The sequence below is a fragment of the Paenibacillus sp. FSL R5-0912 genome (assembly GCF_000758605.1).
Classification (GTDB): Bacteria; Bacillota; Bacilli; order Paenibacillales; family Paenibacillaceae; genus Paenibacillus_AQ.
The window spans coordinates 2,653,660-2,667,105 of the sequence record NZ_CP009282.1 but is presented as its reverse complement, the minus strand read 5'-3'; the positions used below and the strand labels follow the sequence as shown (position 1 = coordinate 2,667,105).

The 13,446-nt window shown below is 53.1% G+C and carries 13 protein-coding genes; 6 read left to right on the top strand and 7 right to left on the bottom strand.

The features are described from left to right. Positions 1-91: 91 nt before the first annotated feature. The 3 genes from R50912_RS11135 to R50912_RS11125 form a co-directional block, all read right to left on the bottom strand. Positions 92-1,453 carry an ABC transporter substrate-binding protein gene (locus R50912_RS11135; RefSeq protein ID WP_042234815.1) on the bottom strand — a complete coding sequence of 454 codons (1,362 nt, stop codon included), beginning with the start codon at positions 1,451-1,453 and terminating at the stop codon, positions 92-94. A 388-nt stretch (positions 1,454-1,841) separates the two neighbouring features. Then, a complete protein-coding gene (locus tag R50912_RS11130; RefSeq protein ID WP_042242128.1) occupies positions 1,842-2,630 on the bottom strand; it encodes a carbohydrate ABC transporter permease in 789 nt (262 codons plus the stop codon). Positions 2,631-2,694: 64 nt separating this feature from the next. Next, positions 2,695-3,630 (bottom strand): carbohydrate ABC transporter permease, encoded by a 936-nt coding sequence (locus R50912_RS11125; protein WP_331281911.1) that lies wholly within the window; start codon positions 3,628-3,630, stop codon positions 2,695-2,697. A gap of 328 nt (positions 3,631-3,958) precedes the next feature. On the opposite strand from R50912_RS11125, the gene R50912_RS11120 reads away from it, so the two are divergent. Genes R50912_RS11120 through R50912_RS11110 form a run of 3 tightly spaced genes read left to right on the top strand, consistent with a single transcriptional unit; the run spans position 3,959 to position 7,013 of the window. Further along, positions 3,959-4,723, top strand: coding sequence for a sugar isomerase domain-containing protein (locus R50912_RS11120; RefSeq protein ID WP_231637825.1), 765 nt, complete (start codon positions 3,959-3,961; stop codon positions 4,721-4,723). Continuing rightward, a complete protein-coding gene (locus tag R50912_RS11115) occupies positions 4,720-6,534 on the top strand; it encodes a glycoside hydrolase family 20 zincin-like fold domain-containing protein (RefSeq protein WP_052416219.1) in 1,815 nt (604 codons plus the stop codon). Before R50912_RS11120 ends, R50912_RS11115 begins: the two co-directional genes overlap by 4 nt. Then, entirely contained in the window at positions 6,534-7,013 is a 480-nt protein-coding gene (locus R50912_RS11110) for a GNAT family N-acetyltransferase (protein ID WP_042234812.1), read from the top strand. Before R50912_RS11115 ends, R50912_RS11110 begins: the two co-directional genes overlap by 1 nt. 126 nt (positions 7,014-7,139) lie before the next feature. On the opposite strand, the gene R50912_RS11105 is transcribed toward R50912_RS11110, so the two are convergent. The 3 genes from R50912_RS11105 to R50912_RS11095 all read right to left on the bottom strand — a co-directional run bounded on the left by R50912_RS11105 (position 7,140) and on the right by R50912_RS11095 (position 9,858). After that, positions 7,140-7,907 carry a class I SAM-dependent methyltransferase gene (locus tag R50912_RS11105; RefSeq protein ID WP_042234811.1) on the bottom strand — a complete coding sequence of 256 codons (768 nt, stop codon included), beginning with the start codon at positions 7,905-7,907 and terminating at the stop codon, positions 7,140-7,142. 13 nt (positions 7,908-7,920) lie between these two features. Continuing rightward, a complete protein-coding gene (locus R50912_RS11100; protein WP_042234810.1) occupies positions 7,921-8,715 on the bottom strand; it encodes an SDR family NAD(P)-dependent oxidoreductase in 795 nt (264 codons plus the stop codon). 123 nt (positions 8,716-8,838) lie between these two features. Then, on the bottom strand, positions 8,839-9,858 hold the full coding sequence (locus R50912_RS11095; protein ID WP_042234809.1) for an AraC family transcriptional regulator: 1,020 nt from the start codon (positions 9,856-9,858) through the stop codon (positions 8,839-8,841). Between the two features lie 220 nt (positions 9,859-10,078). Between R50912_RS11095 and R50912_RS11090 the strand changes: the two genes are divergently transcribed. Further along, complete coding sequence (locus tag R50912_RS11090) at positions 10,079-11,062, top strand: zinc dependent phospholipase C family protein (protein ID WP_042234808.1); 984 nt, start codon at positions 10,079-10,081, stop codon at positions 11,060-11,062. Positions 11,063-11,144: 82 nt separating this feature from the next. Then, positions 11,145-11,273, top strand: coding sequence for a hypothetical protein (locus tag R50912_RS36195; protein ID WP_269322098.1), 129 nt, complete (start codon positions 11,145-11,147; stop codon positions 11,271-11,273). Between the two features lie 527 nt (positions 11,274-11,800). On the opposite strand, the gene R50912_RS34895 is transcribed toward R50912_RS36195, so the two are convergent. Further along, positions 11,801-11,971 (bottom strand): hypothetical protein, encoded by a 171-nt coding sequence (locus tag R50912_RS34895; protein WP_156123072.1) that lies wholly within the window; start codon positions 11,969-11,971, stop codon positions 11,801-11,803. A 178-nt stretch (positions 11,972-12,149) separates the two neighbouring features. Between R50912_RS34895 and R50912_RS11085 the strand changes: the two genes are divergently transcribed. Further along, positions 12,150-13,307, top strand: coding sequence for a glycosyltransferase family 4 protein (locus tag R50912_RS11085; protein ID WP_042234807.1), 1,158 nt, complete (start codon positions 12,150-12,152; stop codon positions 13,305-13,307). Positions 13,308-13,446 lie beyond the last annotated feature (139 nt).

Below are 13,446 nucleotides of genomic sequence, written 5' to 3'. Positions count from 1 at the left end.
TCGTTTTCTTTGCCTCTATCATATCAGCTTTCCGCCTCCAGTAATTCATTTCCCAGTAATATCTCGACAAAATATGACGATTCGCCCTTATTTACTTATTGGCATCCACAATCTTTTGCAGTTCAGCTTGCGCTTTGCTGATTGTAGTCTCCAAGTCCTGCTGTTTCAGGATGTACAGCTCGGTTTCTTTAGTAAAAGCAGTTTCCAGCTCGCCCTGATACGTCGGTGGCACACTCAGCGGAGCCGGCTTGGCATTCTTGATTACGTAGGCCAGCGAGGTTTCGTCAATCATATCCGGGCTCATGGCAGAGGACTTCACCCCGGCGATGTATTGATCCACATCCTGCTTCTTCCATGCGGAGTATACATTCTGCATCTGCTCGCCCTCAGTGGAATACCAGCGGATGAAATCATAAGCCTCCTGCTGATGCTCCGATTTCTCCAGAATGCCCACATAGTTGCCGTTGGCAATGCTGACTCCGGCAGGCTGACCCGCGCTATTGGACGGCATCGGTGCAAACGCAGTGGTGAACGTAGCCGGGAACTCCTCCGATCCGCCCGCTTCTCCAATCATCCAGTTACCGGTCACAATCATCGCGGCATGTCCGGTGAAGAACTCCGAGCGGTAAGCCAGCTTCTGGGAAATGGTATCCGCATACGGCACGGCAACTCCGGATTCCTCTGCCTTGCTGCGCAGCTCCAGGGATTGGCGTATACCCGCACTGTCAATATTTACGATGCCGTTATTGACCAGGTTGTTGTCCTTCTCCTGGTTGATAATGGCCAGCTCCCAGTACATAGCCCAGGTATGGAAATAAGTGCCGAAGGTCTTGGACGGCCCGCTGCCACTGGTCAGCTTAGCGGAATAGTCAAGATAGTCATCCCAGCTCCATTCCGTAGGCACAGCCAGTCCAGCCGCATCCAGCTTGTCCTTGTTCAGCAGGACGAAATAATTCTCCAGGGTATCTGGAAGTGCATACACCTGTCCGTCTACGGAAGGATCAATCGTATATTCATCCGCCAACGTGATGCCTTCTTTGCTGATCAGGTCATTCAGCGGTGCAAGCAGTCCGAGTCCCGCACGCTGTGAGTAGTCGGTTGCACCCGGCATGAACACAACGTCCAGGTTCTCGCCGGAAGCAACGAGGAGATCCAGCTTCTTCATCCCGGCCACGGAATCGCCGTTGTCAGCCAGCTCCACGTATTCCAGTGTAATTCCCGGATGGGAATCCTCATAAGCCTGCAGCACAGGCTCCATATCCGCCGCAGGTGACCAGTTGGCAACCTTAATGGTTACAGGCTCTGCGGATGGTGCGGCACTCTCAGCCGCCTCAGGTGCAGCAGTACTGCTATTAGTGGGAGATGCATTATTAGTGTTGTTCGAATTGCCGCAGCCCGCCAGGGCTACAAGGAGTACGGTGATCCATATCAACGCGAAACCATTCTTTTTCATGAATAACACCCCTTCTAATGTGAGTTCTCCCTGCCTATGAAGCTTGTCCGGCAGCTGTTCCTTATCGATGTGTATTTGCTGAACCAGTCTGTTCACTTAATGCTAAGCGTCACTACGGAGAACATTTTGGACTTCCGGCCGCTGCCCGCCCCCAGATTTCTTCATTTAAACCGCTCTTCGCGGTAGAAATCCGGTGACTGCTGATGCTTCCGAAGTGAGCTTTCCATAGGAAAGCTTTCAGGCGGTCGCTAGCGCTCCTTCAGTTCCAAATTCCCCCTACGATCCTTTCGCATTCTGTTGCTTTCTTTTGTTCAGCCCGTACACTCACTGACCGTCACGTCCGATCCACCCACATCCGGTTATGCAACTTCCGGGAACTTGCCAGCCTTCACCCCTTCACCCCCCCCAAGGAAATACCTTCGATGACCTGCTTCTGGCCGAGGATGAACACTACCAGCAACGGCACAATTGCCGAGACGGAAGCCGCCATGATAAGGGAGTAGAATGCGCCGTTACGGTCGGCGAAGGCATTCATGCCAAGCTGAAGGGTATAGAGCGTCTTGCTGTTCAGGAAGACCAGCGGCGTCTGAAAATCATTCCAGGTCCAGATAAACCGCAGAATGGCATAAGTGGCAATCGCCGGCCGGACCAGCGGAAACAGAATGGAGAGGAAAATGCGGATATGGCCCGCTCCGTCTATCTTCCCGGATTCGATGTATTCATTCGAGAGTGAGGCGAAAAACTGGCGGAGCAGGAAGGTTCCCAGTACGCTGAACCCGCCCAGCAGAATCAGGCCCAGATGCGTGTCATACAGGCCGATGGAGCGGAACATGATGAACAGCGGCACCAGCGTGGCTTCCGCAGGGATCATGTAAGTGGCAAGCACCACCACAAATAATGCGTTTCTGCCCGGGAAGCGGATTTTGGTGAAGCCGTAAGCGGCCATACTGGAGACGGCTACGGACAGGAGTGTCGTGAGTGCTGTGACTTTGATGGAGTTCCAATAATACAGGGTAAAGTTCGCTTTGCCAAACCACACAGAGTGGTAGTTGAACGATGCCCGTAAGGTTTGCGGAATCCATTCGATCGGATATTTGAACACATCGGCCTCAGGCTTGAGCGAAGCGGACAGCATCCATATAAAAGGGAGCAGAAACACGATGCCCAGCAGCGCCATGAGTAGAGTGATGACCGCTTTTCCCCAGTCCAGATTTCTTAATTTCACAGGGGTCCCTCCCTTTCTAGTAATTGACCCAATAACGCTGTCCCAGCCACTGCAAGCCGGTGATGGCGAGTACGATAACGAACAGAATCATGACCATGGAGGAAGCATAGCCCGTCTGAAGATCCACAAATGCGGTCTGATACATGTCGTAGACCACAACCGAAGTAGAGTTGGCCGGACCACCCTCCGTCAGCACCTTAACCAGCGCGAAGGATTTGAAATTGCCGATAATTCCGGTTACCAGCAGGAAAAAGGTCGTCGGCGTCAGCAGCGGAAAAGTAATGGAGCGGAACTGGGCGAACTTCGAGGCACCGTCGATCGTCGCCGCTTCATACAGATCGGCAGGAATATTCTTGATCCCGGCAATGTAGATAATCAGCGAGACCCCAAGGTCTATCCAGATCATCAGCAGCATAACCGATGGAAGCGCATACGATGGATCGGCCAGCCATTTGGGCGGGTTGTCCACTCCGAGTGCCATCAGGAAGCCGTTAACCGGACCGTAGGAGGGATGGAACAGAACCTGCCACACTACTGCGACAGCGACGACACTGGAAATCTGGGGCATGAAATAGATGACCTTGAACGCACCCGGGGCGTAGACATGACCCGTAATAATCACCCCCAGGATCAACGCTATAGCCATTCCCACCGGTACCGCCAGCAGCATAATGAAATTATTGCCCAGTGACTTCAGAAACACTTCATCCTGAAACAGCTGGCGGAAATTGTCCAGTCCGTTCCAGCGGATCTTGTCAAACCCGGTGACGAACGACCACTTGGTGAAGCTGAGTACGAAGGAGAACATCATAGGGATCAGCGTAAATACAATAACTCCAAGCAGCATGGGCCCTGTGAACAGATAACCCATCCCTATTTCTTTCCATTTCCGTTTGTTTCGGCGGTTGACCGGATTCTCCCGGGACTGTGGCAAGGCAACTGACGTCTTCAAGGCTCTGTCCCCCTCTTGCGTGATGTTATCTCTCATTATAGAAAAGCGAATAATTTTACATAAGTCACGATCCTGACCCGTTCAGAAAAATTTTTACCTGCCGTTGTCCCAATCAGCGATTTGCACACCTCATGGCCTGCTGCTGGCCAAATCAGTCAAAAACGGTGCGGATTTGCGCAAAATAGTTGATTTACTACGCCTGCCCGCTTTGTTATCTTCTAGGCAAGCACAGCTTATGCTTACAAAACTTAAAGCGTATGCTTCCGAAGCCAGTTTTGCGAAGAGACTCAGGAAGCTTATGCTTACAAAACTTTTAGGAGGAATGCAGGTGAACGCAAAGTCAGATATTATGTCCGCTTATATGGAAAGCATTGTGGAGCTGCTGAATGAGATACGGAGTGAGCCAAGGGACAAGCTGGTGCAGGTGGCGGAGCTGCTTGCGGATCATATTGCAGAGGATAAGCTGGTCTATCTGTACGGTCCGGGCGGACATTCCAACATGAATGCGACCGAGGTATTCTTCCGCGCAGGCGGCCTGATGCATATCAGCGCTATATTAGATGAAGGCACGATGATCTCGAACGGCGCTCTGCGCTCGATGGCCGTTGAACGTACTCCCGGCTACGGAACACTTGTTATAGAAGATAACCGGCTGGGCGAAGGTGACATCCTGATCCTTGCCAATGCCTACGGCATTAACACCGCTTGTATCGATGCTGCCCTGGAGGCGCGGCGCCGGGGGGTTACAACGATTGCTGTCACCTCTGTCGGCCATGCCGAAGCTACCCCCAAGAATCATATTGCCCGCCATCCTTCGGGGCAGAACCTGTATGAGCTGTGCGACTATGTGCTGGACAGCAAGGTCAAGCCGGGGGATGCTGCCCTGCATATTGACGGCATTGAACCGAAGATGGGCTCGACCTCAACGTTCGCCAACGCTTTCCTGCTGAATTCACTGATGATGACCACGGCGGCCTGTCTCGGGGAAAAAGGGATTGAGGTGCCGGTCTGGCGCAGCGGCAACGCTCCCGGCGGGGATGAATGGAATAACCGCTTCATTGAGCGCTTCAAGGGCCGGGTCCGCTGGCTATGAACATTCCACTGATTCCGCAGCCTCAGGTGGTGCAGAGCCGGGGACCGGAACCGGTCAGCGGCATCCGCGGCTGGACGGTGCAGCTATGGAGTCCCGGGAATGATGTCCGGTTATTGGCGGCAGCGCAAGGGATATTTGCAGGGGTTACGGTGAACCTGGAGTCTGGCGGCAGCAGTGTATACGCCCTAGTCTCTGAAGGAACCCCCTTCAATCCCCGCATGGCCCGGCGGGTAGAGGGCAAGCATGACGGTTACGTATTGATTACAGATACAGGCCGGGTTGAACTATACGCACTTAGCGCTTCCGGACTTTTCTACGGGATTAAGACACTGGAACAGATGCTCCATAGCAGCGGCGGCAGTACCGTGCCTGCGCTGACGGTTGCCGACTGGGCGGATCTGCGGCTGCGCAGTGATTATCTGGATCTGCGCACCGTCTATCCGACCTATGAGCATATGCTGGAGTATATCGCAGAGCTGGCCAGCTACAAGATCAATACGCTGATCATCGAATATGAGGACAAGCTGCCGTTCCGGAAGCTGAGCTTCCTGCGCCATCCCGGGCTGGCCTTCACGGAGGAAGAGCACCGGCTGTTACTGCAGACTGCACATGACCATTTCGTCACAGTGATTCCGAAGCAGCAGTCCTTCGGGCATCTGGAATATATTCTGAAGCATCCGGTCTACATCGGTCTGCGTGAAGTCCCGGAGACTGTCTCGGAATTATGCCCTCACCGGGCAGGCTCCTTCGAGATGATGGCCGGCATTCTGGAGGAAGTGGCTGCGCTTCATCCGCACAGCGATTATCTTCATCTGGGCTGTGATGAGGTCTGGACACTCGGCACCTGTGAAGACTGCCGGAATTCCGGGCTTACTCCGGAAGCCTCCTTCATCCGCTTTGTCAATCAGCTGGCTGAGAAGACGCTCAGCCTCGGCAAAACACCGATGATCTGGCATGATATGATCATGCACGCCACCCTGGACGAGATCGCCGCACTCGACAAGCGTGTCGTAGTGGTGGTCTGGATCTACGGCGGGCACCGGATGAAGGCGGATGCCCGGCTCATTCTCCACAAGCTGCGCGACGCCGGCATTGAGACCATCGGCGCCTCCTCTGTACGCTGCTGGGATGATAACGGCGACCAGAATTATCCGGTGATTCATAACCGGATCAAGAATGTGCTAGACTGGATTCAGCTGGCGCAATCGGAGCAGCTGGACGGAATCATTCATACGAACTGGGGATGCCCGTTCTCGCTGGGCAGTCCTTACGGCCTGTTCGAGACCTCGCGTTATCCGGCGTTTTTTGCCGCAGAGCAGAGCTGGAATGCCAAGGCGGATGTCCCCTCCTTCCTGACCCGTTTCCTGTACCAGTTCCACGGTATGGATACGGCTCAGCTTATGGGCGAGGAATGGGCGGATTACGCAGTACCCGACTATTATTCCCTGATTCCGCAGCTGCTTCCGGCTGTGAAGAAGAACCGCCTCACTGCCGAACTGATCGACGCCATGATCCAGTATGAGATCCCGGCGCAGCGCCGCTCCCCGCTGCATACGTTCCTTTTCCGGGGAGCGATGTCGCCGGGCAGCGAGGAAGTGATCACCTTCCTCCGGGATAAATACAGGAGCGGATATGGTGATTTACTCAGAGCCAGGCAGCGGATGCAGAGCGTGCTTGCAGAGCTGCTTCCGCCGCAGATGGCGGAGCTGTTCATCCGCTCCCGGTTCTACCGGCTGGAATTATTCGAAGCGGACCTGCACGGGATGATTACAGATCTTGAGATGATTGAACAGAAAGCGGGGGATAGCTGATGCCTGATATGCTTGTTAAGCTATATGATCTGCCGGACAATGAGGCACTACTGGAACGTCTGCGGGGAGAAGGAATTGCCATTAAACGGGCGATGACCGGGGATAAGCAGGCCATCGTGGATTTCGTCGGCCGCCATTTCACGAATAGCTGGCGGAATGAATGCGAGACGGCCTTCGCGCATCTGCCCGTCCATTGCTATATTGCTGTGAAGCAGGGCGAAGTAATCGGCTTTGCCTGTCACGATGTTGTTGTGAAGAACTTCTTCGGCCCGACCGGCGTACTGGAGGATTACCGGGGCCTCGGCATCGGGAAGGCACTGCTGCTGGAATGCCTGTCCGCGATGCACCGGAACGGCTACGGCTACGCCATTATCGGCTGGGTCGTGGACGCAGTGCCTTTCTATGAGAAGAGTGTCGGCGCGATTGCGGTCCCTGATTCTTTTCCCGGTGTATTCCGCGACTTGATCAGTATGGACTGAACTCCCCTCTGATACAAACAAACAGCGGCAGCCAAGGACCTAAATGTCCCTGAGCTGCCGCTGTTTGTTTGTCATTACAGATGACCTATTCCGCCGAGCTAGCAGAAATCGGAAGTCGGCAATCCTTCATTTTCTGCCCAAATGCAGGTCGATCGTATCATATATAGTCATCACATCGCCGAACTTATTGATGGCCGCTCTGATCTCTTCCTCAAACGGCGCTTTAATGGCAGAAGGCATACTTCTATGGTCTGAATATGTATTGAGTAAGGCAATGTAATCCGCTGAGGAGAAGCTTCTGGTTAGGTGATACAGCTTAAGCTGGATATCCCTGAACCCGTAGGTATGCAGATTCTGTGAGATGGCATTATATCTTTCCGTATCATGTTCGATTAATTTGGTATTTGAGGGCCTGTACTGCTGGTAAATACGCTGAATATGCTGATGTAATTCGTCATCCTCCCGTGCTGCAAAAGGCCGGTTCCAGAATATGGCCAGTGTGCCGCCGGCTTTTAACAATTTGAATGCCTTCGGATAACCTATGTGCTCTGGAATCCAATGAAATGCAGTAGCGGAGTAAATGAGGTCTACACTCTCGTCCGGACCTGTGAATTCTTCAAAAGTCGTATTGTGCACTCTGAAATTCTTGTGTTCCCGGAACTTTAGTTGTGAGTATTCCGCAAGGTCTGCCCCAAGTTCAATGGCCGCTAATTCGCAGCCCGTTTCCAGAAAAGGCCGGGTGGCCTGGCCCGTTCCGATCCCGATTTCAATAGCCTTGCCGCCCTGTCCGGTCCGGGAATACGCTATAATGTCCTGGAACAATTCCTCACAATAGGACGGCCTCCATTTATCATAATTCGCCGCATCCTCATTGAATATTAACCGTGTATCCATACATCCTCCTCCATCAGTAAATAACCGGCACCATTCCACCATCCATACGGATTGGAGAGCCTTTAAATGCTGCCGCATGGGGACTGCATACAAAAGCAGCCAGTCTGCCGATCTCCATAGGCTTGATGAAACGCTGTAATTCAGATTGCGGCAGACTTGCAGCCATGAATTTCTTCTCTTTTTCTGCAAACGTTAGCTTCTCCTCAGGATACATCCCGTCAATGATTTGCTGCACATTTTCAGACAATGTAGGTCCAGGCATGATTGTATTAACCGTAACCTCAGTTCCTGCTGTAAGTTTGGACAGACTCTTGGACAAGGACAGCAGCATAGATTTGGTCATTGCATATTGAGGCATTTGTCCTGAAGGCATGACGGCTTCTTCACTGGCGATGAAAAGGATACGGCCGAAGTCTTTTTTCAACATTCCAGGTATATATAATTTCGTTAATCCGTTTGCAGCAAGCACATTCGTACGGAAATACTTCTCCCATATGTCATCGTCAACATCCTCATACTGCATCAATTCATAAATGCCCATATTGTTGATCAGAATATCAACGCTGGGGAATTTTGCGAATAAAGCTTGCCTTTGTGAAGCGTCCACTATATCCGCAGCGGCATTCTGAGGAGAGGTGGCCGGGAAATTCATCTTCAATTCACTGACGGTCCGCTCTGCCTCTTCGTAATTCCTTCCATTGACCAGTACGTTAACGCCTTCCTTGGCAAGCTCTATAGCAATAGCTTTCCCTATGCCTTTCGTAGATCCTGTAACGAATGCTGTTGTGTTGTTTAATCCCATATCCATAATCCACTTCTCCTTATTCGAACATTCCTGTGTTCCGGATAGTGAATATTGTACCCCGCCGGGATTATTCAGTAACTAGCCCCATGTGCCAAACTTCTTGTTTAACACGCCAAAACATACTGCTCACGATATGCCGGCATCCGGAAGATGCTCAGCACGCCACTTCGAAGGGGTGTCCCCCTCCCACAGACGGAAAGCACGGTAGAATGAGTTCTGGTCCTCGTAGCCAAGCAGGTAAGCCACTTCTTTAATATCAAGCGAAGGGTCTGCCAGGTACTCCAGGGCCTGCTCATGCCGGACTTCTGTCAACAGCTGCTTGAAGGTCGTATTGTCGTCAGTCAGCCGGCGTTGCAGGGTCCGGCCGCTCATCTTAAGCTCCTTCGCAGCGGCCTGAATGCCGGGGCATCCTCCTGCAAGGCTATGTTTAATGACCATTTTGACCCTTCCGGTAATAGAGCGGTTGTCATGCAGTTCATCGAGTGACCGGTCCAGAGCGGGCGTCAGGATCTCCAGCAGCTCTTCGTTATACGATACAAAGGGAAGATCTAGATCACTTCGATGCAGCGTCAGCCGGTTACATTGCCCGCCTGCCTGGATTGCACAGCCGAAGTAGGCTTCGAGGACCCGTGCATCGCCCATGGACTGCGTAAATTCGACGGACTGTGCCTTCAAGTGACGGCCTGTCCCCTTCCTCCCAAGCTCCAAAAGAAAGGCCAAAGTGATCCCTGCCAGCACCGGCGGACCGGATGCTTCGGTATTCAGCCACTCCAGTTCAACTGTACAATGCCCGTTCTCCTCCTTGATCCGCAGACTTTCGGGAGGACACAGCTGTTTGTATCTGGCCATACGTTTCAGAGCATCGCGGTAGTCGCGGGCGTGATACAACGCTAAGACGGCTGGGGGATACTGTGTGGTTTCAAAGGCGGCTGCAAGCTTGATGATCCCCTCTGCAGTGTCCCCGGTGAGCTCGGAATACGCCTGCCAGATTGCGAAATATTGGGCAGTGGTGACTGAGGATTCCGTTATTATCGATACAGGCAGCTGTGCATGGCGGGCCACGTCGCGGGAGGCAATTCCTATGTGATTTATGCCTGCCCAGAATCCCGGAGGCATTTTAATTCGGTCAGAGGGACGAGACTTCATACGCACAGATCTCCTTTTGCCAGTTGTAAATTCATAGCTGTGGTTGTATTAAAGCCATATAAGAATACTCTTATGCCTGTAATAATGTCTACCTTAACGTACAAAAATGCCATACTTCAAGACGGTTAACACATTTCTCATTTTGTTTTAACATGCAGGCGTTACAATAGGTACAGATCTGTATTAAGCTGTGCTCACAAAACCTGTAGGAGGATTAATCATGCCTAATATCTGGATGCATCTCGAATACGGGCAACAGCTGGCCGGGGAATTCCGCAGCCGGTTCCCGTTCTTACATCATCTGCAGCAGCAGGAACAGTTGTATAATCTCGGATGTCAGGGCCCTGATTTCCTGCTGTATCATAGTTTTCTGCCCTGGAGCAAGGATGCGGGGGCCCTTCATCTCGGGGATCTGATGCATACGCAGCACTGCGGGCCTGTGCTTATTGATTGCTGGGAAGCTGCGCGGACTCTCGAAGGGCCGGAGGCGGACCAGGCCCGGCTCTATTTCCTTGGCTTCCTGACTCATCATCTGCTGGACCGGAACCTGCACCCATTCATTAATTGGAAGGCAGGCTACAAATTCCGCGATCACCAGCGGTTCGAGATCGATTTGGATACCTTGTTCATGAAGCGGCTGCGGGGCATCAATACCTGGCAGAATGCTGCCTGGACAAGAATTGACGCAGGTCCCCGGCTACCTGAGCCGGTTCATCATATTCTTCACACCACTGCACTCCGGCACTATCCGGAAGCCATGGGCAAGCTGCCCTCCGACATCTGGCAGAGCTCCTACCGGGATATGGTGCTGGCTCACAGATGTCTTTATGACCCGAAGGGCTGGAAGAAGGCCCTCGCCTGGGGCCGCACCCGGCGTCTGTTCTCCCGGAAGCTGACTGCCCACGAAGAGGAGCTGGATTATCTGAATGACCAACACGCCGAGTGGCGGCATTCCGCACTGTATTCCGAGGTCCGGACGGAATCCGTCTGGGAGCTGTGGGAGCAGGCGCTGGAGGAAGGCCGGACTGTGCTCACCGCGCTCGCTGATTGGCTGGAATGTACGGACGCTGCGGCTGCAGAGCATAAGTTCGGGCTTTTCAGATCCGTGCTGGGCGACCGTTCGTACGATACGGGCAAGGAATGCAGCATGAACCTGCAGAACCAATATGCAGAGCCCATCTGGTCCAGCCTGCCTGGCAGCTGATCGCAGTCAGCGTCTCACCCGGCTCTGCCGCCGCTTCAACCGGGGCAATGGAGCTGCCGGGGGGGGGAGGCGGTGGGAACGGGTGGGCGCTTGGCCAAAGCTTGGGCGCTTCTGGCCGCACCTTGCAGTAACTTGGCCGCTTCCCGGCGGCGCTTCGCGTAACTTCGCCGCTCCGGCGGCGCTTCGCAGTCACTTCATGCCCGCCAGCTGATGAAGCGGACTGAAAATCCGCTATTTAAACAAAACAAGCCGATTTCCCGCCCAACCGGACTCAGAATCGCTTATTTGTCCGACTACTCCTCATTTCATCCCCATTTGAACAAGATAGCGGATTCTCAGTCCGCATACTCTTCATATGGAGGGTTTTAGCTGAAATAGCGGAATCTCAGTCCACTTCAGCGAAAGGGGAACTCATATTATTGGCGCGAAGCAAATATATAGAATGTTTACAATGTTTATTTTGGAACAACATCATCCCGCCCGCTTCCCGCGCAGCCAAACCGAGTTCTCACAATATTCCACCTGTATATCTCCCAAGCAGCCAAAAAGCGCCCGGTTTCCCGGACGCTCCTCGAAATCCATCCTATAGTATTCCTATCGTCACTTACTGTGCCTATAATCACTGGTAATGTTCTTATCATCCCAATATTGTTCCTATCATCCAGATGTCGTTCCTATTATCCCATTGTCTTTCCTATTATCTCCATGCCGTTCCATTTACCCGGCTTATATCAACCATTACAAAGGCTCCCTCGGAATAATCTCCGGCGGGGTCTGGGGAATGATTTCCGGCTGCTCCTGCGGAGGAACCTCCGGGGGAATCACAACCGGTCCCGGTTCAGGGATCATGTCCGGCTTCACTTCAGGTACAACTTCCGGTGGAACCTCTGGCGGCAGATCTTTATTCATATCCTCTTACCTCCTTCATTCCTGATACCTATGTATACCCGCTCCACCCCTTCTTGAAAAAAAAGCGGATTCGAAACTCCCTGATCTTCCTCTGTACCAGATGTTTAACCTGCGGTTGATCTCCATGAAATATTCACCTGCTAAGATCAAGGCAACAAGAATACAGGGAGGGATTCCGATGCGTCTGGCTCTATTCACGGACACGTTTCTTCCGCAGACCAATGGTGTTGCCCGCACGCTTAGCCGGTTAACCGGTCATTTGCACCGCAGGGGAATTAAGCATCTGTTGTTTACCCCTAAGTCCGCACCGGAGAGCAGCTACCCCGATCCCGTCCGCCCCATCGCCAGCATCCCTTTTTTTCTGTATCCCGAGTGCAGACTGGCCTTGCCGGGCATGTCCTCTATTCAAAGTGAGCTATCGGCCTTCGCCCCTGATCTGATCCATCTGGCCACCCCGTTCAACATCGGCTTATCCGGCCTCCGCTATGCCCGCAAGCAGCAGCTCCCTCATGTTGCCTCCTACCATACCCACTTCGACCGTTACCTGGAATATTACAAAATGAGAAGAATTGTCCCGCTCTACTGGAAATATATGAAATGGTTTCACCGTTCCTGCGATGCTGTGCTGGCCCCTTCCCAGGAGACATTAACCTCGCTGCGCGCAGAGGGCTTCATGAGACTGCGCCTGTGGTCCAGAGGCGTCGACTGCACTCTCTATTCTCCTGAGAAACGAAGTGAAGAGTTGCGGGAGCGATATGGTATGCGCGCGCCGCTGGTTATGCTCTATGTTGGACGGATTGCCCCGGAAAAGGATATCACCACCCTGCTGCTCGCCATGCAGCTTCTGCCGGAATCCGTACGCTCCGGTGTGCAGCTGCTGATTGTCGGAGACGGGCCTCTCCTCTCTGAGCTAAAATCACAGGCACCGGACAACGTAACCTTTACCGGTGCGAAGCATGGCGGAGAGCTGGCGGAGCTGTACGCTTCAGCCGACCTGTTTGTCTTCCCTTCCTGCACGGAAACCTTCGGCAATGTAGTGCTTGAAGCCATGGCTTCGGGGCTGCCGGTCATCGCGGCAGATGCTGGCGGCACCAAGGATCTGATTGTTCCCGGTGTCACCGGGAATTCGTTCGAACCCCGTAATCCGGCAGCGCTAGCACGCGGAATTAGTACCCTAGCCGCCCAGCATGCCTTGCGTGCGTCTATGGGCCGGGAAGGGCGGCGCCTCGCGCTCGGACGTTCCTGGGAGCATATTTTCGATGGATTGATCAAGGATTACGAAGAGGTGATCGAGAGAAGGAAGAGCCAGGGAGGGGCGGGTATTTTCACTGCCTAGTCCAGTTTCAGAAGCTAAGCGTCTCATATCACAATCTGCAAAAATCCGGAAGAGCGTTCCTGTTACATCGGGGATGCTTTTTCCTGTTGTTCACTGTTTCTACCAATCACGCTCTTGACCGGTGGTATAATGGCGCATA